Annotated in this window: 18 protein-coding genes; 13 read left to right on the top strand and 5 right to left on the bottom strand. The window is 66.0% G+C overall.

Annotation, left to right across the window (positions count from 1 at the left end; translation table 11 throughout):
- Nucleotides 1-127: 127 nt before the first annotated feature.
- Nucleotides 128-1,057 (bottom strand): carbonic anhydrase, encoded by a 930-nt coding sequence (locus tag ACFPOU_RS20110; protein WP_379725496.1) that lies wholly within the window; start codon nt 1,055-1,057, stop codon nt 128-130.
- A 161-nt stretch (nt 1,058-1,218) separates the two neighbouring features.
- On the opposite strand from ACFPOU_RS20110, the gene ACFPOU_RS20105 reads away from it, so the two are divergent.
- The 8 genes from ACFPOU_RS20105 (at nt 1,219) to ACFPOU_RS20070 (ending at nt 8,773) form a co-directional block, all read left to right on the top strand.
- Entirely contained in the window at nt 1,219-2,325 is a 1,107-nt protein-coding gene (locus tag ACFPOU_RS20105) for an S-(hydroxymethyl)glutathione dehydrogenase/class III alcohol dehydrogenase (RefSeq protein ID WP_379725493.1), read from the top strand.
- A gap of 88 nt (nt 2,326-2,413) precedes the next feature.
- Complete coding sequence (gene gfa, locus ACFPOU_RS20100; RefSeq protein WP_379725490.1) at nt 2,414-2,992, top strand: S-(hydroxymethyl)glutathione synthase; 579 nt, start codon at nt 2,414-2,416, stop codon at nt 2,990-2,992.
- Nucleotides 2,993-3,060: 68 nt separating this feature from the next.
- Complete coding sequence (locus ACFPOU_RS20095; RefSeq protein WP_379725487.1) at nt 3,061-3,402, top strand: hypothetical protein; 342 nt, start codon at nt 3,061-3,063, stop codon at nt 3,400-3,402.
- A 237-nt stretch (nt 3,403-3,639) separates the two neighbouring features.
- The gene (locus ACFPOU_RS20090; protein WP_379725484.1) at nt 3,640-5,445 is read left to right on the top strand and encodes a methanol/ethanol family PQQ-dependent dehydrogenase; all 1,806 of its coding nucleotides are present in this window, start codon (nt 3,640-3,642) and stop codon (nt 5,443-5,445) included.
- Between the two features lie 95 nt (nt 5,446-5,540).
- Nucleotides 5,541-5,945: a c-type cytochrome gene (locus ACFPOU_RS20085; RefSeq protein WP_379725481.1), complete on the top strand. Its 405-nt coding sequence runs from the start codon at nt 5,541-5,543 to the stop codon at nt 5,943-5,945.
- Nucleotides 5,942-6,859 (top strand): quinoprotein dehydrogenase-associated putative ABC transporter substrate-binding protein, encoded by a 918-nt coding sequence (locus ACFPOU_RS20080; protein ID WP_379725478.1) that lies wholly within the window; start codon nt 5,942-5,944, stop codon nt 6,857-6,859. The genes ACFPOU_RS20085 and ACFPOU_RS20080 overlap by 4 nt, the downstream gene beginning before the upstream one ends.
- Nucleotides 6,856-7,722, top strand: a complete 867-nt coding sequence (locus ACFPOU_RS20075) for a hypothetical protein (RefSeq protein WP_379725475.1) — start codon at nt 6,856-6,858, stop codon at nt 7,720-7,722. The genes ACFPOU_RS20080 and ACFPOU_RS20075 overlap by 4 nt, the downstream gene beginning before the upstream one ends.
- Nucleotides 7,723-7,786: 64 nt before the next feature.
- A complete protein-coding gene (locus ACFPOU_RS20070) occupies nt 7,787-8,773 on the top strand; it encodes an ATP-grasp domain-containing protein (protein WP_379725502.1) in 987 nt (328 codons plus the stop codon).
- Here ACFPOU_RS20070 and ACFPOU_RS20065 read toward each other — a convergent pair.
- The 4 genes from ACFPOU_RS20065 to ACFPOU_RS20050 form a co-directional block, all read right to left on the bottom strand.
- Complete coding sequence (locus ACFPOU_RS20065; RefSeq protein ID WP_379725472.1) at nt 8,766-9,722, bottom strand: beta-propeller fold lactonase family protein; 957 nt, start codon at nt 9,720-9,722, stop codon at nt 8,766-8,768. The genes ACFPOU_RS20070 and ACFPOU_RS20065 overlap by 8 nt on opposite strands.
- Nucleotides 9,719-10,309 carry a cytochrome b gene (locus ACFPOU_RS20060; protein ID WP_379725469.1) on the bottom strand — a complete coding sequence of 197 codons (591 nt, stop codon included), beginning with the start codon at nt 10,307-10,309 and terminating at the stop codon, nt 9,719-9,721. The genes ACFPOU_RS20065 and ACFPOU_RS20060 overlap by 4 nt, the downstream gene beginning before the upstream one ends.
- A 3-nt stretch (nt 10,310-10,312) precedes the next feature.
- Nucleotides 10,313-12,334: a sigma-54-dependent Fis family transcriptional regulator gene (locus tag ACFPOU_RS20055; protein WP_379725466.1), complete on the bottom strand. Its 2,022-nt coding sequence runs from the start codon at nt 12,332-12,334 to the stop codon at nt 10,313-10,315.
- A gap of 300 nt (nt 12,335-12,634) precedes the next feature.
- Entirely contained in the window at nt 12,635-14,929 is a 2,295-nt protein-coding gene (locus ACFPOU_RS20050) for a glycogen debranching protein (RefSeq protein WP_379725463.1), read from the bottom strand.
- A 264-nt stretch (nt 14,930-15,193) separates the two neighbouring features.
- Here ACFPOU_RS20050 and ACFPOU_RS20045 point away from each other — a divergent pair, with 264 nt between their 5' ends.
- The 5 genes from ACFPOU_RS20045 (at nt 15,194) to ACFPOU_RS20025 (ending at nt 21,979) form a co-directional block, all read left to right on the top strand.
- The gene (locus ACFPOU_RS20045) at nt 15,194-16,681 is read left to right on the top strand and encodes a DUF2868 domain-containing protein (RefSeq protein WP_379725460.1); all 1,488 of its coding nucleotides are present in this window, start codon (nt 15,194-15,196) and stop codon (nt 16,679-16,681) included.
- Nucleotides 16,678-18,180, top strand: a complete 1,503-nt coding sequence (locus ACFPOU_RS20040) for a DUF3482 domain-containing protein (RefSeq protein WP_379725457.1) — start codon at nt 16,678-16,680, stop codon at nt 18,178-18,180. Before ACFPOU_RS20045 ends, ACFPOU_RS20040 begins: the two co-directional genes overlap by 4 nt.
- A gap of 110 nt (nt 18,181-18,290) precedes the next feature.
- Nucleotides 18,291-18,764, top strand: a complete 474-nt coding sequence (gene pedF / locus ACFPOU_RS20035) for a cytochrome c-550 PedF (protein ID WP_379725454.1) — start codon at nt 18,291-18,293, stop codon at nt 18,762-18,764.
- A gap of 39 nt (nt 18,765-18,803) precedes the next feature.
- Nucleotides 18,804-19,604, top strand: coding sequence for a substrate-binding periplasmic protein (locus ACFPOU_RS20030; protein WP_379725451.1), 801 nt, complete (start codon nt 18,804-18,806; stop codon nt 19,602-19,604).
- Nucleotides 19,601-21,979 carry a TonB-dependent receptor gene (locus tag ACFPOU_RS20025; protein ID WP_379725448.1) on the top strand — a complete coding sequence of 793 codons (2,379 nt, stop codon included), beginning with the start codon at nt 19,601-19,603 and terminating at the stop codon, nt 21,977-21,979. Before ACFPOU_RS20030 ends, ACFPOU_RS20025 begins: the two co-directional genes overlap by 4 nt.
- The last annotated feature ends 30 nt before the right edge of the window (nt 21,980-22,009 follow it).

The following is a 22,009-nucleotide window of genomic DNA, read 5'->3' as shown; positions in this document are numbered from 1 at the left end:
TAGTGCTGCAACCAGTGTGAAAGTAGGTTATCGTCAGGCTAGTTATAAAGAAAAAACCCGCTGATACAGATCAGCGGGTTTTTTTTTCGTCTCACGGTTTGTTGCAGGTTTCCTGCACAAGCGCTTGTCAGCCCTCGAAGAACTCGACGCGACCATCGTCGAGGTCATAGCGTGCGCCGACGATCATAAGTTTTCCAGCACGCAAAGGTTCGAGCAACAAGGCTTCCGATTCACGCAGCCGACTCACAACGCGCTGGACATTGCGCTTGACCGATGCATCGAGTAACTCATCGTGGGTATGTTTGGGTCCTTTGGGTCCGAGCGCGGTGCGCGCCTGGAGTACGGACGGGATGATCGGTTCCACCATTCTCCCCATACTGCCCGGAAATACGGTTTGTTTCTCGACCACCGACACCGCTGCGTCGACTGCCCCACAGCGTTCGTGGCCCATCACGACGACGAGCGGTACGTTCAACTGGGTCACCGCATACTCGATACTACCCAAGGCAACGGTATCGACCGTGTTGCCTGCATTGCGGATGATAAAAAGCTCTCCCAGGCCACGGCCGAACAGCAACTCCGGGGGCACGCGGGAATCCGAGCAACTGACGAGCACAGCGATAGGCGATTGACTGCGAGCGATCTCAAGACGTCTTTGCTTACCTTGAGTAACGGACTCGGGGCGATCGGCAATGAAACGCGCGTTACCTTCCTTCAGCATTTCAAGTGCCCGCGCTGCCGAGACTGTTGATTTCGGGCCAGGCGCTGCAAGACTTGCAGGTGCAAGCACGGCGGCTCCGACCGCTGCGCCAATGGAGGCAAGCTGACGTAACGAATCGCGCTTCGGTTGATTATGGTGAGCCATCTTCTTTTCCTTGGTAAAAAATCCATGTACCGGGACGGGGATACAGGGTACTGCTCTGGTTCGATTGATATCACACGACACTGTGCGCGCTGATGTGCAGCCTGCACCGCCCGCCACGACACCACGTTGCCGGCCCATGCTGCGTACTGCGTGGCACAGTGCTTGCATCCATGCTTGTTCGCCAGTGTCCATCGGCCGTGCTCCACCCATACGAGCGCGAGCGACGGAACACCTGTCCTCGATTCGGGACACCGGGCGCAGCCCTGTACTGTTGCAATTCCGGAGCAACTGCACAGCAACTTCGATTATAAACCGTCCGCCTCGACGCGGACCTCATCGCCAAGAAAGATGCCATGAAAACGAGAGCAGCCATTGCGTGGAAGGCCGGAGCACCCCTGTCCATTGCCGAAGTCGACCTGGAAGGTCCGCGCGCCGGCGAGGTCCTGGTGGAAATCAAGGCGACCGGCATATGCCATACCGATTACTACACCCTGTCCGGCGCCGATCCGGAAGGCATTTTTCCGGCCATCCTCGGCCATGAAGGCGCCGGAATCGTGCTCGAAACGGGACCGAACGTCAGTTCCGTCAAGCCGGGCGACCACGTCATTCCGCTATACACGCCGGAATGCAGGCAATGCAAATTCTGCCTGTCGCGCAAGACGAACCTGTGCCAGTCGATCCGCTCGACCCAGGGGCGCGGTTTGATGCCGGACGCCACGTCCCGCTTTTCGCTCGACGGCCAGCCCCTGTTCCACTACATGGGGACGTCGACCTTTTCCAATTACATCGTCGTCCCCGAAATCGCGCTCGCCAAAATCCGCGAGGACGCACCCTTCGATAAAGCCTGCTATATCGGCTGCGGCGTCACCACCGGTGTCGGCGCGGTCGTGTTTTCGGCCAAGGTCGAAGCGGGGGCCAATGTCGTCGTGTTCGGCCTGGGCGGAATCGGCCTGAACGTGATCCAGGGCGCGCGCATGGTCGGCGCCGACAAGATCATCGGCGTCGACATCAATCCCGCCCGCGTCGAGATCGCCCGTAAATTCGGCATGACCCATTTCGTCAATCCGAACGAAGTCGGCAATATCGTCGACCACATTGTGCAGCTGACCGATGGCGGCGCCGATTTTTCGTTCGAATGCATCGGCAATACGCAAGTGATGCGCCAGGCGCTCGAATGCACCCATAAGGGCTGGGGCCAGTCCTTCATCATCGGCGTGGCCGCCGCCGGTCAGGAAATCAGCACGCGTCCGTTCCAGCTGGTGACGGGACGCGAATGGAAAGGTTCCGCCTTTGGCGGCGCGCGCGGGCGCACCGACGTGCCGAAGATCGTCGACTGGTACATGGACGGCAAGATCAACATCGACGACCTGATTACCCACACCTTGCCGCTCGAGCGCATCAACGAAGGCTTTGAGCTGATGAAAAGCGGGCAATCGATCCGCTCGGTAGTGCTGTACTAGGTATTGACCCGGAAAATTCACGTTCTTTCCGGTCGAGTACCCGACAAGCTTGTCCGACACATCGACACAACCAATAGGAGACGCGATCATGAGCACTGCAGTGAACATTCATCCGGCGGTCGACAACATCAAGCGGGCCGATGCCGGCTTCGCGGGCGGCACCTTGACCTGCCTGTGCGCCAGCAACCCGGTCACCGTCCAGATCACGGGGCAGGTGGCGCACAACCACGTGTGCGGCTGCACCAAATGCTGGAAGCCGGCCGGCGCGCTGTTTGCGCAGGTCGCCGTCGTCGGCCGCGACAAGGTCCGGGTCACCGCCAACGAAGACAAGCTGCAAGTGGTCGACGAGAGCGCCACCATCCAGCGCCACGCCTGCCGCGACTGCGGCGTGCACATGTACGGCCGCATCGAGAACACGGGCCATGCATTCTACGGACTCGACTTCGTGCACACCGAGCTGTCGAAGGAAAGCGGCTGGGCCGGGCCGGAGTTCGCCGCCTTCGTGTCCTCGATCATCGAAGCGGGCGCCCGGCCGGAGAACATGGGAGCGATCCGCGCCCGTCTCACCGAAATCGGCCTGCCGCCGTATGACGCCCTGTCTCCCCCCTTGATGGATGCGATCTCGACCCATGTGGCCAAGACGCGCGGCGTGCTCAAGGACGCCTGATGATCTGGCCGGCGCGGGTCCGCCGACCGGTCCCAGGCCGGCCCTGCGCAGGTTCACGGGGAGGAAAGATGAAGCGACACCTTCTGCTGCTGGTGGCCTGCATGGCGCCGTTTGCCGTCCAGGCCAACGATTTCCCGACCAGCGGCCGGGTCGAGTATGTCCTCGAGTGCATGCAAAAGCACGAGAGCAAGTATGAGTACCTCTACAAATGCTCGTGCGTCATCGACCGCATCGCGAAGGCCATGCCCTACGACGAGTACGTGACAGTGTCGACGGCATTGCGCAACCAGAGCCTGGCCGGCGAGCGCGGCGCGCTGTTTCGCGATCCGGCGTCGGTCAAGGAGATGGCCAGCAAGTACAAGGCGCTCCAGGCTGGCGCCAACAAGGCTTGTTATGTCCCGGAGCGTTGAGTCTGGTGTGGCGCCTGCGCCATGGATGGCACAGGTCAGCGGCAGACTGTCACGAATGTTGAACACGATGTCACGCCCGGCGCGCCGGTTCCGGGCGATATGGCAGGCAAGCCGCCGGCGAAGCTACTGGCACGTTAAGTGCTGTGTAGTTGAAGGCGTCATCCCGCCTGTCGAAGGTTGAAAGCTTGAAGCGCTCTACCAGGTCGCACCGCTTATAAAAACCATAGGAGACTTACCATGTCATTTGCTACAAGACTCATCCGCTGGTGGCCGTGCCTGGCCCTGGCCGCTGCCCCGGCGTTCGCGGCCAGCTCCGACGTCGAACAGCTGACCAAGAACCCGAAGAACTGGGCCATGCAGGCCGGTGACCTGGCGAATCACCGTTACAGCGAACTCAAGCAGATCACCAGCAAGAACGCGAAAGACCTGCAAGTGGCCTGGACCTTCTCCACAGGCGTACTGCGCGGCCACGAAGGCGGGCCGTTGGTCATCGGCGACACGATGTACATCCACAGTCCCTTCCCGAACAAGGTCTTCGCCATTTCGCTGGAAGACCAGAGCATCCGCTGGAAGTACGAGCCCAAGCAGGATGCGGCCGTGATCCCGGTGATGTGCTGCGACACCGTCAACCGCGGCGTGGCCTACGCCAACGGCAAGATCTTCCTGCAGCAGGCCGACACCACCCTGGTCGCCCTCGACGCCAAGACCGGCGCCGAACTGTGGAAGAACAAGGTGGGCGATCCCAAGGTCGGCGAAACCACGACCAACACCCCGCACGTATTCAAGGACAAGGTCCTCACCGGCATCAGCGGCGGTGAATTCGGCGTGCGCGGACGCATCACGGCGCACGACATGAACACCGGCAAGATCCTGTGGAAAGCCTTCAGCACCGGACCGGACGCCGAAATGATCGTCGATCCTGCCAAGACCATGACCTGGACCGACGGCAAGATGGCGCCGATCGGCCCGGACTCCTCGCTCAAGAGCTGGAAAGGCGACCAGTGGAAGCTGGGCGGCGGCACTACCTGGGGCTGGTACAGCTACGACCCGGCGACCAATCTGGTGTATTACGGCACCGGCAACCCGAGCACCTGGAATCCGCGCCAGCGTCCGGGCTACAACAAATGGTCGATGACCATCTTCGCGCGCGACCTCGACACCGGGATGGCGAAATGGGTGTACCAGATGACGCCGCACGACGAGTGGGACTATGACGGCGTCAACGAGATGATCCTGGCCGACATCAAGGTCAAGGGAACGCCGCGCAAGGCGCTGGTGCACTTCGACCGCAACGGCTTCGCCTACACGCTCGACCGCGTGACGGGCGAGCTGCTCGTCGCCGAGAAATTCGATCCGAAGGTGAACTGGGCGACCCACATCGACATGAAGAGCGGCCGTCCGCAAGTCGTCGCCAAGTACAGCACCGACAAGAACGGTCCGGACTTCAATTCGAAGGGCATCTGCCCGTCCGCCCTGGGCACCAAGGACCAGCAGCCGGCTACCTACAACCGCAAGACCGGCCTGTTCTACGTGCCGACGAACCACGTGTGCATGGACTACGAGCCTTTCCAGGTCGAATACACCGCCGGCCAGCCCTATGTCGGTTCGACCCTCTCGATGTACCCCGCGCCGAGCAGCCATGGCGGCCTGGGTAACTTCATTGCCTGGGATGCCGGCACCGGCAAGATCGTCTGGTCGAAGCCCGAGAAATTCTCGGTCTGGAGCGGGGCGCTCTCGACCGCCGGCGACGTCGTGTTCTACGGCACCCTGGAAGGCCACATCAAGGCCGTCGACCTCAACGGCAAGGAACTGTGGAAGTTCAAGACCCCGTCGGGGATCATCGGCAACGTCAACACCTGGGAATACAAGGGCAAGCAGTACGTCGGCGTGCTGTCCGGGATTGGCGGCTGGGCCGGCATCGGTCTTGCGGCCGGCCTGACCAAGGGAACCGAAGGCCTGGGCGCGGTTGGCGGCTACAAGGACCTGGCCAAGTACACCGAGCTCGGTGGCGTGCTGACCGTCTTTGCGCTGCCCGACCGCTGAAACCGTCCGTCCTTTATCGTTAGCATGTCAATGATTCGGGGACGGCCGCCGGCGCCATCAAGGGGCGGCCGTACCTCGCTTGCCGGGAATAGAATATGAACAGACTCACGAACAACACGCTCATCGCCGCCGTCTGGACCCTGGCGATGCTGTCCGCACCAGCCATGGCGGCCGATACCCCGCCCTACAAGGTTGCCGATGGCAACAAGGTCGATGCGCAGACCCTGAGCGGCTGGAAGACCTGGCGCTCCATGGCCTGTGAACGCTGCCACGGCGCGGCCCAGGAAGGCATGGTCGGTCCCTCGCTGGTGAACAGCCTGCGCGTATTGAGCAAGGAAGAATTCAAGACCGCCGTGCTCAAGGGCAGGATCGAAAAAGGCATGCCGAATTTCGACACCAGCAAGATGGTGACCGAGAACATCGACAACCTGTACGCCTACCTGAAAGGACGTTCGGACGGCGCCATCGCGCCGGGGCGCCTGCAGGAGATGGGCAAATGAAGTGGCGCCCACGGCGGCAGGCGTGGCTGGCAGGGGCGCTCTGGATGCTTGGCCTGGGCACGGCGGGCGCGCAGCCCATGATCGAACCCGGGCAGGACAAGGTGCTGCGCGTTTGCCAGGACCCGAACAACCTGCCGCTGTCGAACCGCGCGCAGAACGGTTTCGAGAACAAGATTGCCGCGCTGTTTGCGCAGCAATTGGGCTGGAAGCTGGAACACGCCTGGTTTCCGCAGCGCATGGGCTTCATACGCAACACCCTGCGCGCGAAAGAAGAGCACGCCGATCATTACAAGTGCGACCTGGTGACCGGCGTACCGAAGGGATTCGACATGGCGGCCACCACGCGGCCATATTACCGCTCCAGCTATGCCATGGCCTATGTCAAGGGCAATGGGCTGGACCGGGTGCGCAGCCTGGACGATATCGTGGCGCTCGATGCCGCGCAGCGCAGCAAGCTGCGCATCGGCGCCTTCGCCGGTTCGCCCGTTACCGAATGGCTCCTGGAAAACGGCTTGATGGAGCAAGTCAGCTGGTACCAGAGCCAGACTGGCGACGCCGACCAGTATCCCGGCGAAGTCATTGAAAAGGACTTGGCGGGCGGGAAGATCGACATCGCCTTTGCCTGGGGACCGATCGCCGGCTATTTCGCCCGGCATGCCCGGACCGCGCCGATCGTCGCCGTTCCGCTGACATCGAAGCCCGGCATGAAATTCGATTTCGAGATCGCGATGGCGGTGCGCCACAGCGACAAGGAATTTCGGCAACGCATCGACGGGCTGATCGCCGCGAATGCAGCCAAGATCCACGCCATCCTCGACCAATACGGCGTTCCCCTGCTCGAACAGGGCGTGCCGGCGTCGGGCCCCTCGAACACGCCAAGCGCATCGTCGGCATCGGCGGCGAAGACGCCATGAGCGCCGTCTTGCCTTGCCGCCCCGCCGCGCGCGCGGCCTTGCAGGCGCGCGGCCTGCGCGGCCTGCATTTTCCGCGTGCCATGCCGCATCTGCTAGCGCTGCTGCTGGCCGCCGGCGGCGCCGCGGCGCAGCCGGTGTCGCCGGCCGAAGTCCTGCTCTTCGAGACCGACCATCTCGCGCGCACGACGGCGCCGGCCAACCTGGTCTACGAATTCCGCAAGCACAGCAACCTCGAGCCCGCATTTACCGACAGCGTCCGGCTCGACGTCACGCGCAAGGGCGGGAAGGTGCATGCGGTGCTGCATTTTCTCAGCGGTGCGCGCAAACGCGAGATACCCGCGGTGGACGACGCGCACGGCAACCCGGTGCTGCTCGGCTTTCTCGAGCGCGACATCGGCGAGATGAAACGCCTGACCGGCGGCTCGGTCACGTATTTCCGCAAGCGCATCCGGATGGCGCTGGCCAACAACGCGCAAGTGACGCCGCAGCGCATCACCTATCAGGGCACGACCGTGGCCGGACAAGCAGTGCGCATCCAGCCCTACCTGGACGATCCGCTGCAGGCGCGCTTCGAGAAGTACGTGAACAAGACCTATACCTTCGTGCTGAGCGAGGCCGTGCCCGGCGGCGTGTTCCAGGTCAGCACCTCCCTGGGGAACACGGCGGTGAAGCGGCCGGGCGCGCTGGTGGCGCGCACCGCGGCCGCGGGCGGGTCGGCGCCCGGCGCGCCGGTGCCTGCCGTTGCGACGCCTGGGACAGCGGCACCCGCCACGGCGCAGCCCGGTGCTGCCGCCCCAGGCAGCGTCACGCCCGTCATCGACGAGACGCTTACTCTGGTCAAAGTCGTCGCACCCCAGCGCTGAGCCTGGTGGATGGAAGCTGCCTGGACATGGAATCAGCCGGAGGCTCAGGATGGCGCCCTTGAAAGTGTTTGCTTTCGATTACGTGCTGGAAGGCGGGCCGACGATGCGTACCTTGCCGCATGCGTTCACGCAGCAGGGCGCCATGCTGTTCGAAGCCTTGCTGGCCGACCTCGGCGCCTTGCCGGATGTCGAAGTGTGCACGATGTCCACGCTGGGCGCGCACCGGCCGGGCGACAGGCTGGCGGCGCAGTCCTTCGGCGAGCGCTTCGCGGCCTGCGTGCAGGCGGCGGACGCGGTCTGGCCGCTGGCGCCGGAAGCTGAAGGCTTATTGGAAAACCTGTCGCGCGACATCTTGCGCGGCAAGCGCATCCTGCTGGGCAGCGCGCCTGGCGCGGTGCGGGTCGCGGCCAGCAAACTCAAGGTGGCCCGGGCCCTGGCCGACGGCGGCGTGGCAACCGTGCCGACTTACCGTCCGCATGCCGCCCTGCCGGAGGGCGAGGGCGCCTGGGTGGTCAAGCCCGAGGATGGCGCCGGCTGCCTCGACACCCGCCTGTTCGGCGACCGCGCCTCGGCCCTGGCCTGGATCCGTACCAGCGCCGCGCAAGGGTATGTCCTGCAGCCTTTTATTGCGGGCAAGCTGGGCAGCCTGTCACTGCTGTGCTGCGACGGCGCGGCGCGGCTGCTGGCGCGCAACCTGGAACGGGTGGCGGTGCGCGACAACCGCTTTTACTTCCTGGGCAGTACCGTGAATGGCTTGAACGATGCGGACGGCGCGCTCGAACGCCTGGCGCAGCAGGTTGCAGCGGCCTTGCCCACTCTGTGGGGCTATGTCGGCGTGGACATCATCCTGAGCGAGCGCGGCGCCGTGGTCCTCGACGTCAATCCGCGCCTGACCGCCGCCTACGCGGGGCTGCGCACTTCCATCGGCTGCAACCCGGCCGGCCTGGTGATCGATCTGTTGCGGGGCCCGGCAGCGATGCCGGCCGAACCGGCCGAACGGCGCGCAGTGAGCGTCGACGTCGGCAGTTTCCAGGGCAGCGCCACTATTTGATGACCACGCCCCAGGGCAGCTTGCCGACGGGGACGTCGCGCAGCTTGCTGCGGCTGGCGGTGTCGATCACGCTGACGCTGCCGGAGCGGCCATTGGCGACATACAGCTTTTTCCCGTCCGGCGTGAGCGCCATGTTCCAGGGACGCTGGCCGACAGGGACCGTGGCCACGACCCGGTTGCTGGCAGTGTCGATGACCGAGACATTGGCATCGCCGCCGTTCGACACATAGACTTCCTTGCCGCTCGGGTGCACGGCGATGCCGTTGGCGCGCAGTCCCGCCTTGATGCGCGCGACGATCGCGAAACTGACGGTATCGATCACGAAGACTTCGTTGGCGTTTTCGGCGGCGACATAGGCGCGGCTGCTGTCGGGCAAGAAGCCGATGCCACGCGGACGGGCGCCGACCGCCACCTGGGCCAGCTGCTTGCGGCTGGCGAAGTCGAGGATGTCGACGGCATCGCCCTCTTCGGCGCTGACGAACAGCAAGCGTCCGTTCGGGCTGAAGACGGCGTGCTCCGGATTCTTGCCGCGCACGGGAATCGAAAACGCCAGGCTATTGGTGCGCGTGTCGGTGACCGCGATCTCGTTCTTGCCCTCGATCGCGGCGATCACCCAGCGTTCGTCCGGGGAGATCGACACGCCTTCGGGCGACTCGCCCAGCGCCACCGTGGCGCCCAGCTTGCGCTCCTTCAGTTCGACCAGTTGCAGGCGGTTGTTCGGCTGGTCGCTGACATACAGCCAGCGGCCGTCCGCGCCGATGGCCAGGCCGCGCGGCTTGCTGCCGCCGGGCAGTTCATTGACCACTTGATCGGTAGCCGTGTCGATGACCGAGATCGTGCCCGATCCTTCGTTCGGCACATAGGCAAACGGCGCGCCCAGCGCGGTCGCGGGCAGGGCGGCGGCAAACGCCAGGGCTAGGGCAAGACGGCGAAGGGACGGCATGGTCATCGGTTCTCCATAGGCAGGTTGGAAGGCGCTCGCGCGAGCGGCCCGCGGCGCCGCGGCCACATGCGCAGCAGCAAGCCATCGTGATCGATCAGCATGTGCTTGGCCACCGCCAGCACGTGGATGGCGACGAGCAGCGCCAGCAGCAGCGCAAACAGGTGATGGGCGCCGTTGAAGAAGGCGTACAGCGCCTTGTCGTCCGGTCCCCAGGGCGCCCAGCGCACGAGGTTGAAAAATTTGATGCCGTGGCGGCTGAAGTTCGAGGCCAGGTAGCCCGACAGCGGCAGGGCCAGCATGCACACGTACAACGCGATGTGGCTGAACTTGGCGGCGCGCCGCTGCCAGCGGGGCGTCGTGCGCGGCAGCGGCGGCGGCCGGTGCGTCAGGCGCCAGCCCAGGCGCAGCAGGATCAGCAGCCCGATCAGGATGCCGCTGCTTTTATGCAGGTTGACGTAATAGCCGCGCGCCGGCGTGCCGCGCGGGATATCTTCCAGCGTCAGGCCGAAGGCGAACTGGCCCAGCAAGAGCAGCGCGATCAGCCAGTGCAGGGCGATCGCGGTGCCGGTATAGCGCGTGCTTGAAGGTTCCATGGGTCAGTGAAACAGCGATTTGTCCGGATGCTCGATATTGAGCCGCTGCAACTTGCGGTAGAGCGTATTGCGGCTGATATGGAGATCGCGGGCCACGCCGCTCAGGTTCCACTGGTGGCGTTTCAGCTCCTGCAGCAGCACGTCGCGCTCGGCGCACTCGAAGGCATTGAGCCCCGGACACGGCGCAGCGCCCGGCGAGGTGGCCATCATCGTGCCGCCGGCGGCAGGCGCCGGCGGCACCGCGGCCAGCGGCGTGCCGCAGGCCGGGCCGGCCTCGGCCAGGTTGTGCCGGTATTCGGCCGGCAAGTTATGCACGGTCAGGCGGTCCGATTCGCGCAGCGCGATCATGGTGCGCAGCAGATGGCGCAACTGGCGCAGGTTGCCGGGCCAGCGTTGCCGCTCCAGCATGGCCAGCAGGCTGTCGTCGAGCTCGACCGGATAGCCGGGATCGCTTTCCTCGCGCGCCAACTGGCGGATGAGTGCGCCACGGTCGCCCCGTTCGCGCAGCGGCGGCATGGTGAAGGTGACGCCTTGCAGCCGGTAATACAAATCTTCGCGGAAGGCGCCGTTCTCGATCTTGTGCGCCAGGTCGCAATGGGTGGCGCTGATCAGGCGGATGTCGAGCTTGACGGGTGCCTCGCCGCCCAGCGGGACCACTTCGCGTTCCTCGAGCACGCGCAGCAGCCGGGCCTGCAAGGCGACCGGCATGTCGCCGATCTCGTCGAGGAAGAGGGTGCCGCCGTTGGCTTGCAGCAGCTTGCCGCGCTGTCCCTCCTTGCTCGCGCCGGTGAAGGCGCCCGCGCGGTAGCCGAACAGCTCGCTCTCGACGAGGGACTCGGGAATCGAGGCGCAATTGATCGCGACGAAAGGACGGGTGGCGCGGCTGCTCGACAAATGCATCGCGCGTGCGAAACGTTCCTTGCCGGTCCCGGTTTCGCCCAGCAGCACGACGGCGACATTGCGCTCCATGACCCGCTTGGCGGTGTCGACATTGGCGCGCATGATGGGATCGCCCGCATGCAGGACGTCGAGCGCGGCCGGTGCCGCCAGTGCGAGCGTGTCGTCGGTGCCGCGCTGTGGGCGGCGCAGGGTCGACGCCGCCACCGGCTGGTAGACGACGGCGAAAAAGCGCGCATTGCTGCGCACCTCGAAGATCGGCACCGGGTGGAAGGCGCGCCGTACGCTGCTGTCGACCAGTCCGGAAAAGGTGATGTTGAAGAGTTCGCAGACATCGCGGCCGACGACCTCGGCCGGGCTGGCGTAGCCGAGCAGCCCGAGCGCGGCACGGCTCGCGGCCAGCACGACGCCCGTCACCGAGAGGGCGATCGCGCCTTCGCTCAGGGTGCCGACGAACTCGGACCGGTTGTGGAAGCGCAGGATGAAATCATGGCGGAACTGGTGCAGGAAGACGCGGTTCTCGATCATCTGCACCGACATGCTGACCAGGGCCAGCGTGTGCTGCTGGGCCAGGCGCGATTCGCCGGAAGCGTCGAGCACGCCGACCAGCGCGCCATCATGGTCGAAGATCGGCGCCGCCGCGCAGGAGAGGTCGATATTGCGGGACAAGTAATGTTCGTCCTGGTGCACCGTGATCGGACGCCGTTCGACCAGGCAAGTGCCCATGCCGTTGGTGCCCTGCACGCGCTCGCTCCAGACCGCGCCCTGCATCAGGCCGGTCCTGGACGCGGCGTGGGTAAAGGCCGGGTCGCCGAAATAATTGAGCAGCACGCCTTCGCGGTCGGTCAGCATGATCGCGTAGCCGGAGCCGGCCAGCTGCTGGTAGAGGTTGGCCATCTCGACCTTGGCGACGGCCTGCACGTCGGCCAGGCGGTGCTGGCGTTCCTGGAGTTCGCATGGCGCCACGACCTCGGGCTCGGCGCAGCTGTCGGGATTGAGATGGTATTCGTTGAGGCAACGAATCCAGGAGCGGGTGATCCGGTTACCGGATCCAATGCAATCGGCGCCCATACGGTCGTGGACGACCGAATGGACGCGCTTGACGTGTTCCACGGCAAACTTCGACATACTGTCTCCTGGGTCCGCAACCGGTTCCGGTATCGATGCCGGCGCCTGCCGCTTTATGGACTGTTTTGTGAGTTTGACACCCCATCTGCTGTGGAGAATACACCGTTCAACCGTCAAATTGTGGGCAAATTTGAGGAATTTTTTGTATCCCAGGTGCTGCAGTATGCAGCGCACATGACGAACTACAGCGTGAAATCATGCGCGCTGCATGCAGGGGGAACGCCGGCAGGGGCCGGATGCCATGGCGAGGCGGCCGCCGCGCACGATGTGCGTGGCGGCCGCGGTCCGGGCGTGGAGGAGTTACTTGGCGATCAGGAGCAGGGTGCCGCGCCCGCACACCCCATAGGACGTGTTTTCGCCGCCGATCAGCACTTCGGTGCCCGGCGCCTGCACCTGCGCCGCGCCTTCGGCCCAGCCGCAGGTATCGGTGACGCGGTACCAGCTCTTACCGGCGCCCGGCCAGGGCAGGGTGAAATTCACCTGCGCGCCCCAGGCGTTATGGGCGACATAAATGGCCGAGGCGCTGTCGCCGAACTCGGAACCGTCGATGCGCCAGGCGATCGCGTGGTTGGCCGCATCGTTGAAGTAGGTCGCATCGGCCACGCCGCCGTCGGGCTTGAACCAGCGCAGTTGCTCCATGACGTTGCCATTGGTGTCCGTGCTGGCATAGAAATTTGCCGGACGCAGGGCCGGGTGCGCCTTGCGGAAGGCGATCATGGCTTTCGTAAACGCCTGGAAATTGCTCTGGTCCGTGGTGCGGGTCCAGCTCAACCAGTTGGCCGAGGAATCGAGGTTGTACGGATTGTTGTTGCAATTCATGCTGTGCAGCGCTTCGTCGCCACCGACGATCATCGGCACCCCGGCCGACAGCATCATCAGCGCCATGCCGTTGCGCGCGGCCTTGCGCTGGTCGGCCGCGATGCCGCCCTGGTCCCAGCTGTTGTTGTTGTCTTCGCCGCCGTCGCTCGGACCGTAGGGCCAGGCCTGGTTATTGTTCTTGCTGTTGCAGCTGTACAAATCTTTCAGGGTGAAACCGTCGTGGGCGGTGATGAAATTGACCGAGTGCCAGGGTTTGCGGCCATCGTCGCCATACAAATCGCTGGAGCCGGCAAAGCGCGTCGCCATCTGGCCGGTCGTGATCGCCACGCTGCCGAGTTTATTCTGGGCCTGGCGCACCACGTCGCGGTAGGCGCCATTCCATTCGGCCCAGCCGCTCGGGAAGCCACCCACCTGGTAAGAGTTGCCGCCGATGGCCCAGGGTTCGGCGATCAGGTCGACGCCGCTGCCGCCGGCGGCCGGGCGTGGCGGCAATTCGGCCACGATGCGGTTCAAGGCATTGCCGGCATCCATCTTGTCGAAGTTGAAGCAACCGTGCTGGCAGGTGTTGCCGAGCACCGAAGCCAGGTCGAAACGGTAGCCGTCGACACCCAGCTTGTCGCGCCAGTAGGCGAGCGAATCGACGATCAGGTTCTGGGCGATGGTATTGCGGGTATTGTAGTTGCCGCCCACGCCCGTGTTGTCCCAGGAATTCTGGAAGTCCGCCGTCAGGCTGTAATAGGTCGGATTGTCGAGGCCGCGCATGCTCAGTACGTTGTAGGTCGTCTTGTCGGTGGGCGACCAGGCGCCGCCTTCGCCGGTGTGGTTGTAGACGACGTCGACGAGCACCTTGATGCCGTTGTCGTGGAAGGCTTTCACCATTTCCTTGAATTCGCGCGTGGGGCCGCCCGCGGTCTTGTCGTAGGCGTAGCGGCGGTCCGGGGCGAAATAGTTCAGGGTCATGTAGCCCCAGTAGTTGTCGCCGCTCGTGCTGGTGGGATCGTTGTCGTTGGTATCGTTCTGGGTTTCGTGCAGCGGCAGGAATTCGATCGCCGTCACGCCGAGCGCGGCCAGGGCCGGCGCCTTCAGGCCGGCGCCCTTGTAGGTGCCGCGGTAGGCGGCCGTGATGCTCGTGTCGTTCATGGTCAGGCCGCGCACATGGGCTTCGTAGACGACGTCGTCCTTCAAGGCCCGCGTCGGCTTGGTGCCGGTCACCTGCGTGTCGCCGGCCAGCACGATGCCTTTCGGGGCCGAGGCGCCGCTGTCGATGTTGCGGTACGTGGCGCCGCTGGCGTAGATGGTGCCGTTGGTCATGGTCGCCGTCGTCGGATCATGGCTCAGCTCGAGCGCGTACGGGTCGCTCAAGAGCTTATTCGGATTGAAGCGGTTGCCGGCGGCGTCGACGTCGCTGATGAAACCGAGGGCCGAACCCTTGGTCCAGCTGGCGTTGTAGGGCCAGTTCGGGCCCCAGGCGCGGTAGCCGTAGTACAGGGTGCCGCTCAGGCCCTGGGTGCTCAGCGTGGAGGTCGGGATCGTCACGCTCCAGATGCCGCTCGTGTTGGTCATCACGTAGCGCGCTTTTTCGGCGGTACCGGTGGCCGTGCTGTAGAGATAGAGTTCGATGCGCGTGGCCTTGCCCGAATACACTTTAAAGGTGACATTGGCCTTGGTGGCATCGTAGGCGGCGCCGAGTTTGTTCGGGTTGATGGCGGCCCAGGCCGGCGCGCCGAGCAGGGCGCCCGTGATCAGGGCGGCGAGTAATTTCCGTTGGAATTGCATGTCAGTCTCCGATATTTGTTTATATGTTTTAAACATTTGTTTGTGTTAGCGCCTTCGGCGCGGCGTTGCTGTACTTTCGCTACCTCTGCCGAGTGGCTCATCAATACCGCAGGCAGACGCTACCCCCGAGTTTGCATGAAGTCAACCGTGATTGCGTAGTTTTGCTACGGATGGGGTGGCGGGGACGGAGCGTGCCGCGCTTCGAATGGAATCTGGTGCACAATCGACGCTGCGATGTTGCCAATCGAATAAAACAGGACGAGCATGAACGAACAGGTTGCACGACGGGTCGTGCTGGTGCGCGCGATCGAAAGCGCCGACACCGGCCACCAGGTGCTGAGCGAAGACGACCGCAAGTACGCGAGCCGCAGCGCGCGCGAACTGGCGGCGTGGCAGGCTGCCGACAGCAAGGCGGCCTTCACCCAGGAACATTTTCTCGAGCAGCGATCGGAACAGATCCTCAAGCGCCTGGCCGAGCGCACGCCGGCCTTCGCCAGTTTCCAGAAGCGCGGCCCCGGCCTGCCCGCCTTCTGGGCGGCGCTGCCGCTGCTGGCCCTGTTCGCCGGCGCCCTGCTCGACCGCATTGCCGATCCGCACCGGGTCGACCTGCTGTCGGCGCCGCTGCTGTTCATCATCGGCTGGAATCTGGCCGTCTACCTGGTGCTGCTGGTCTGGGCGTTGCTCCCGGGCCGCAAGAGCGGCCGCGCCGGGCCGGGTTTATTGCGCCGCCTGAGCGTCGGCAAGGCCGCCTTGCCGCGCAAACTCCCGGGCGCGCTGTCGACCGGGCTGACCAATTTCATGGCCGAGTGGAGCGTGCTGAGCGAACCGCTGACGCGCGCGCGCCTGTCGCGCACCGTGCACCTGTCGGCTGCCGCCTTCGCCCTGGGCGCGGTGCTGTCGCTGTATGCGCGCGGCCTGCTGACCCAGTACGTGGCCGGCTGGGAAAGCACCTTCCTCGACGCCACCCAGGTCCACACCCTGCTTTCCTGGTTGTTTGCGCCGGTCCTGTTCCTGTTTCCCTTTTTGCAGGGCTTTAGCCTGGCCGACATCGAATCGCTGCGCTTCGGCGCCGGCGCCGCCACCTCCGCCGCCGGCGGCGAGCGCTGGGTCCACCTGTACGGCGCCACCATCGTGCTGCTGGTCGTGCTGCCGCGCCTGCTCCTGGCGGCGTTCGCCGCCTGGCGCGCGCGGCGCCTGGCGCGCCGCTTCCCGCTCGACTTCGACCATCCGTATTTCCGCCACCTGGCCGACAGCATCGGGGCCGGCAGCGCCGCCGTGCTGCGCGTGCTGCCCTACAGTTTTACCCTCGACGAAGCGCGCGACCGCGGCTTGTGGACGGTGGCCGCGATGGCCCTCGGGGCCCAGGCGCGCGTATTGCTGCACCCCGCGCTGCCCTATGGCGAAGCGCCCAAGGAGGCGCTCGGCGACGCTTCCCTCGCCGAGCCCGGCATCACCGTGACCGCGGCCTTGTTCAGCCTGGCCGCGACGCCGGAAAAGGAAAACCACGGCGCCTTCCTCGATTACCTGGTGCGCAACAGCAAGCGCGGCGTGGCCGTGCTGCTGGACGAATCGAGCCTGACCGAGCGCGGCGCCGGCCAGGCCGGGCTGGAGGCGCGGGTACAGGAACGCATTGCCCTGTGGCGCCAGTTCTGCAGCTTCCACGGCACCGCCGCCACGGTGGTGAACCTGGTCGATCCGGGCAAGCGCCCGATCGAACTCGGTGCCGGCCTGGCCTTGCCGGAGCTGCGATGAGCGAGGCCGTGGACAAGCTCGCCGTCAAGATCCAGTTCGCGCTGGTCTCGCACACGAACAACGGCAAGACGACGCTGGCGCGCACCCTGGTCGGCGCCGACGTGGGAGAGGTGCGCGATGCCGCCCACGTGACGACGTTCGCCGAAGCGCACCCCTTGCAGACCACCCCGGCCGGCGACAGCTTGCTGCTGTGGGACACGCCCGGCTTCGGCGACTCGGTGCGCCTGCTCAAGCGCCTGGCGCTGGCCGGCAACCCGATCGGCTGGTTCCTGCGCGAAGTGTTCGACCGCTACCGCGACCGTCCGTTCTGGCTCAGCCAGCAAGCCTTGCGCGCGGCCCGGGACGAAGCCGATGTCGTGCTCTACCTCGTCAATTCCTCCGAAGCGCCGGGCGACGCCGGCTATCTGCCGGCAGAGATGCACATCCTCGAGTGGCTCGGCAAGCCGGTCGTGGTGCTGCTCAACCAGATGGGGCCGCCGCGTCCCGGCGCCGCCGAAGGCGCCGAGCAGCAGGACTGGAAACAACACCTGGCGCGCTTTGCGGTCGTGCGCGAAGTACTGGCACTGGACGCGTTTGCCCGCTGCTGGGTGCACGAGCACGTGTTTTATGAAGCCGTCGCGCCCTTGATCGCGCCGGAAAAGCAGGCCGGCTATGCACGCCTGCGCGCCGCCTGGGAAGCGCACAACCGCCAGCGGTATGCCAGGGCGCTACGTATCTGCGCCGAACAGGTAGCCGCCGCCGCGCGCGACAGCGAGCCTGTCACCGGCGACCAGGGCGGCTTGCTGCGCGGCGCCTTGCGGGCGGTGGGAAGGAACAAGGACGGGCAAGGGCGCCAGGACGCGGCGATGGCGGCGCTGGTCGAGCGCCTGAATGGGGAAATCAACAAGGCGACCATGCGCATGCTGGTGCTGCACAAGGTCGATCCGGGCGAAGCGCGCACGGTCAATACCCGCGTGCGCGAGAATTTTGCCGTGCACGCGCCGATCGACAAGGCGCAGGCCGGCCTGCTGGGCGCGGTGGTCTCGGGCGCGGCCACGGGATTGTCGGCCGACCTGATGGCGGGCGGCTTGACGCTGGGCGGCGGCGCGCTGCTGGGGGCGCTGGTCGGCGGCCTCACCGCGGCCGGCGCGGCCTGGGGTTTCAACCAGAAAAACGAGGGCGACAAGCCGGGCGTGCAGTTCGCCGATGCCTTCCTGCAAACGCTGCTGGTGGGCGCCGTGCTGCGCTACCTGGCGGTGGCCCATTTCGGACGCGGGCGCGGCAATTACGTCGAGAGCGAAGCGCCGGCCTTCTGGCAAGCCGAGGTCGAGGCGGCGCTCGCGGCCCAGGGCGACAAGCTGGCGACGCTCTGGCAGGACGTGCGCGCCGCGCCCGACCTGGCCGCCGCCAGCGCCCGCGTGCTGGCGCTGGTCGCACCGGCGACCGACGCCACCCTGTCTCGCCTGTATCCGGGCGCAAGCGCTGCCCTGCCCGGGAAGGAAATGCCCGCCGCCGTGTGACACCTGTCCCATTTTGATACAGCAAGGGACCGCGCAGGCGCCGATTCGCCATGGCACGCCGCTTGCTCATGCTTCTGGTCATCAGAATTCGATAACCGCAGGAGACAAGCATGAAGCACCCGATCCGTACCCTTGGCTGCGCCCTGGCGCTGTCCGCCGCCGCCTTCACCTCGACGTTCGCGCAAGCCCACGGCAACGTCACGCCGCAGGGCGTCGATACGCGCGGCTTGCCGGTCCTCGGCGACAAATGGCGCGACGAGAATCCCTACCGGGGCAATGCCATGGCGCAGAAGATCGGCGCCTCGGCCTATAATCAGAATTGCGCGCGCTGCCATGGCCTGGAGGCGGTCTCCGGCGGCATCGCGCCCGACCTGCGCCAGATGGACCGCGATTGCGTCGGCCTGAAGAACGCGGCCAAGAAAACCGCCTGCTTCAAGGAGATGGACAATTATTACCTGACCAGCGTACGCCAGGGCAAGGTGCGCAATGGCGCGGTCTACATGCCGCCCTTCGAGGGCGTATTCAACCAGGAAGCGATGTGGGCGATCAAGACCTATCTCGAGACGCGCCGCGAAACCAACTGATCGACCAACCTGAAAGCCGAGCGCATGAGCAGATTCTGTTTGTCGTTGGTAGTCTTTCTGATGCTGGCCGTGCTGCCGCCCGCACACGCCGAGTGGAACAAGATCCAGGCCAGCGGCGCGTTGAAGGTCGCGGTCTATAACGAGTTCGCGCCGTTCGCCGACAAGGGCGCCGGCATCGACGTCGACCTGGCCGCGGCGCTGGCCGCGCGCCTGGGACTGAAGCTGAACCTGATGCCATTTCCGGCCGACGAAGAAGTGGCCGACGACTTGCGCAACATGGTGTGGAAGGGCCACTACCTCGGCTACGGACCGGCCGACGTGATGCTGCACGTGCCGGTCGACAACCGCCTGATGGTCGACAACCCGCAGGTACGCATCTTCGCGCCGTACTACGTCGAGACCTTGCGCCTGGTGCGCGCCGAGCGCAGCATCCCGCGCTTCGACGACCTCGACGCCCTCGTCGGCAAACGCATCGGCGTCGAGAAGGTGTCGATCGCCGGCATGCTGATGCTGGGAGAAGGCAACGGGCGCTTTCGCGACCAGGTACGCATTTATCCGACCGCGGGCGAAGCGCTGCTGGCCTTGAAGAAGGGCGAACTCGATGCGGTACTGGCCAAGCGCGCCGAGATCGAAGCGGCGCTGCGCGGCGACCCGGCCTTTCCGCTCAGTGAAGCGAGCTTCCAGCGCCTGCCGCGTGCCGGCTGGGCGGTCGGCATGGCGGTGCGCAAGGACGACGAGGAACTCGGGCGGCGCCTGCAGGCCGCGCTCAACGAGATGAGCGCCAGCGGCGAATTGAAAGCCCTGTTCGCGCGCCATGGCGTGCAGGCAGTGACCCCGTGAGTGCACGCGTAGTGGTAGGCGGTGCACTGGTGCTGGCGCTGGGACGGGCCGCCGCCGGCCCGGAACTGCCGAGTGCGGCGAATACCCCGGAAACGCCGGAGGCGGAGGAGCCGCAGATCGCGCGCGTGGAGGTGGTCGGCGTGGTGCCCTTCGCCGACAGCGGCGGCGACCCGCGCCTGCTGCCGTACGGCGTGCAGACGCTCGACCGCGAAGCGCTGCGCGACGGGCAGGGCGGCAACCTGGTTGCGACCATGGCGCGCCGCCTGCATGGCGTCAACGTCAACGAGATTTCGGGCAGCCCCTTCCAGGCCGACCTGACCTACCGCGGCTTTCGCGCCTCGCCCATCCTCGGCACCGGGCAGGGCCTGTCCGTCTATCTCGACGGCGTGCGCGTCAACGAACCCTTCGGCGACGTGGTCAACTGGGACATGCTGCCGGAAGCGGCGCTCGGCCGCCTGTGGCTGGTGCCCGGCTCGAATCCCCTGTATGGCCTCAATACCCTGGGCGGCGCGATCGCGCTCGAGACGCGCTCGGGCCTGCAGGATCCCGGCGCCGACATCACGCTGTCGATCGGCGAGCATGGCCGGCGCCGCGCCGACCTGGCCTACGGCATGCGCGGCGCCGACGGCTGGCACGGCTTCGCCGCCGCCACCTTGTTCGACGAGGACGGCTGGCGCGCCCGTTCGGATGGGCGCCTGGGCAACCTGTTCCTCAAGGCCGGGCGCGAGGGCGAGCGCACCGACTGGCAGGTGACCTTGCTGGGCGGACGCAGCCGCCTGCTCGGCAACGGCCTGCTGCCGAGCTACCGCGACGAAGACGGCGCGCGCGCGCCGGGCCTGTACGAAGAAGACCGGCGCGCGGTCTATACCTTCCCCGACCGTACCCGCAACCGCCTGCTGCAAGGGGCGTTCCGGCTCACGCACCGGCTGGCGCCGGGCAGCGAGCTGACCGCGTCGGCCTACGCGCGCGGCAGCCGGCGCGATACCGTCGGCGGCGACGTCGGCGACGAGTATGGCGATTACGTCGAGGACTGCGCCGAAGGCTTCCTGGACGACGGCAGCGCGCGCGAGCCCGACGAGTGCGCCTTTACGCGCGAGCAAGGCGCGGCCCTGCACCCGGCCAGCCTGAACACGACCAGCACGCGCCAGCGCGGACAAGGCGCCAGCATCAACCTGGCGCATGCGGTGCGCGGCAACCGCTTCAACGTGGGCGCGGCCTGGGACCGCAGCCGGGTCGACTTCGCCCAGTTCGAGCAAGAGGCATTCTTCACGGCCGCGCGCGGCGTCGAGGGCGATCCGCTCGAAGAGCGCGAGCCGGCATCCTCGGTGACCGGTAGCGCCCGCGCGTTCGGCGTCTACGCCGCCGCCACCCTGGCGCTGGCGCCATCGACCCAGCTGACGGCCTCCGCGCGCTACAACCACGCCCGTGTCGGCAACACCCTGACCACTGAAGACGGGCCCAAGCCGCACGAGTCGTTTACTTATCGCCGCCTGAACCCGGCGCTCGGCATCACGCATGAACGCGGGCCGCTGACCTGGTTCGCGAATATCGCGCAGAGCAACCGGGTGCCGACCGTGATCGAACTCGGTTGCGCCGATCCGGCCGAACCTTGCCGTTTGCCGGTCGGCCTGCAATCGGACCCATATCTGAAACAGGTGATCTCGCGCACGCTGGAAGCGGGCCTGCGCGGCGGGGACGTGCGCTCGGGCTTCAGCGCCACGCTGTATCGCACCGTGAACCGCGACGACATCCTGTTCGGCCGCGCCGGCGCCTCGCGCGCCGGTTATTTTTCCAACTTCGCGCGCACCCGGCACGAGGGCGCGGACCTGGGCGCGCACGGGCAGTGGGGCGCATGGCGGGCGAGCGCCGACTACAGTTACCTGCGCGCGACCTACGATGCAGACGGCACGCTGTTTACGGGCGCGCGCACGGTGCAAGTCGGGCCGGGCACCCCGATCGCGGGCTTGCCGCGCCATACGCTGAAACTGGGCCTGGACTGGGATGCGCGGCCGGGGCTGGTGCTGGGAGCGGACCTGCAGGCGGCGTCGCACCGGGCGACCCAGGGCAACGAGGATGGCCTGATCGCCGATGCCGACGATGCCGACGATGCGCGCCGGGCCGACTGGAGCGTGCGCGGGCATGCGCTCGTCAACCTGCACGCACGCTGGCTTCCAGCGCCGCGATGGGAGCTTTTTGCGCGGGTGAACAACGTGTTCGACCGGCGCTACGAAACGTTCGGGGCGGTCGCGGTGGACCTGTTCCCGGACGGGCGCCTGTTGCAGCCGCATGCCGGTGAAGTGGCGCCGGCGCATGCGCGCTTCGTGGCGCCGGGCGCGCCCCGTACGGTCCATGCGGGCGTGCGCTACCGGTTCTGACCTTTGGCGCGACGTGGATCCGGTGCTTGA

Origin of the sequence: Massilia jejuensis, assembly GCF_042656795.1 — a bacterium.
In the GTDB taxonomy this organism is placed as follows: domain Bacteria; phylum Pseudomonadota; class Gammaproteobacteria; order Burkholderiales; family Burkholderiaceae_D; genus Telluria; species Telluria jejuensis.
This window is presented reverse-complemented; position numbering and strand designations above follow the sequence as displayed.

What these genes read in the sequence shown, in the direction of transcription:
- ACFPOU_RS20075 (WP_379725475.1), top strand. Translation starts at nt 6,856, where the DNA reads ATGAGCGCCGTCTTGCCTTGCCGCCCCGCCGCGCGCGCGGCCTTGCAG.
- pedF (WP_379725454.1), top strand. Translation starts at nt 18,291, where the DNA reads ATGAAGCACCCGATCCGTACCCTTGGCTGCGCCCTGGCGCTGTCCGCC.
- ACFPOU_RS20090 (WP_379725484.1), top strand. Translation starts at nt 3,640, where the DNA reads ATGTCATTTGCTACAAGACTCATCCGCTGGTGGCCGTGCCTGGCCCTG.
- ACFPOU_RS20110 (WP_379725496.1), bottom strand. Translation starts at nt 1,057, where the DNA reads ATGGACACTGGCGAACAAGCATGGATGCAAGCACTGTGCCACGCAGTA.
- ACFPOU_RS20105 (WP_379725493.1), top strand. Translation starts at nt 1,219, where the DNA reads ATGAAAACGAGAGCAGCCATTGCGTGGAAGGCCGGAGCACCCCTGTCC.
- ACFPOU_RS20045 (WP_379725460.1), top strand. Translation starts at nt 15,194, where the DNA reads ATGAACGAACAGGTTGCACGACGGGTCGTGCTGGTGCGCGCGATCGAA.
- ACFPOU_RS20080 (WP_379725478.1), top strand. Translation starts at nt 5,942, where the DNA reads ATGAAGTGGCGCCCACGGCGGCAGGCGTGGCTGGCAGGGGCGCTCTGG.
- ACFPOU_RS20055 (WP_379725466.1), bottom strand. Translation starts at nt 12,334, where the DNA reads ATGTCGAAGTTTGCCGTGGAACACGTCAAGCGCGTCCATTCGGTCGTC.
- ACFPOU_RS20040 (WP_379725457.1), top strand. Translation starts at nt 16,678, where the DNA reads ATGAGCGAGGCCGTGGACAAGCTCGCCGTCAAGATCCAGTTCGCGCTG.
- ACFPOU_RS20060 (WP_379725469.1), bottom strand. Translation starts at nt 10,309, where the DNA reads ATGGAACCTTCAAGCACGCGCTATACCGGCACCGCGATCGCCCTGCAC.
- ACFPOU_RS20085 (WP_379725481.1), top strand. Translation starts at nt 5,541, where the DNA reads ATGAACAGACTCACGAACAACACGCTCATCGCCGCCGTCTGGACCCTG.
- ACFPOU_RS20065 (WP_379725472.1), bottom strand. Translation starts at nt 9,722, where the DNA reads ATGACCATGCCGTCCCTTCGCCGTCTTGCCCTAGCCCTGGCGTTTGCC.
- ACFPOU_RS20095 (WP_379725487.1), top strand. Translation starts at nt 3,061, where the DNA reads ATGAAGCGACACCTTCTGCTGCTGGTGGCCTGCATGGCGCCGTTTGCC.
- gfa (WP_379725490.1), top strand. Translation starts at nt 2,414, where the DNA reads ATGAGCACTGCAGTGAACATTCATCCGGCGGTCGACAACATCAAGCGG.
- ACFPOU_RS20050 (WP_379725463.1), bottom strand. Translation starts at nt 14,929, where the DNA reads ATGCAATTCCAACGGAAATTACTCGCCGCCCTGATCACGGGCGCCCTG.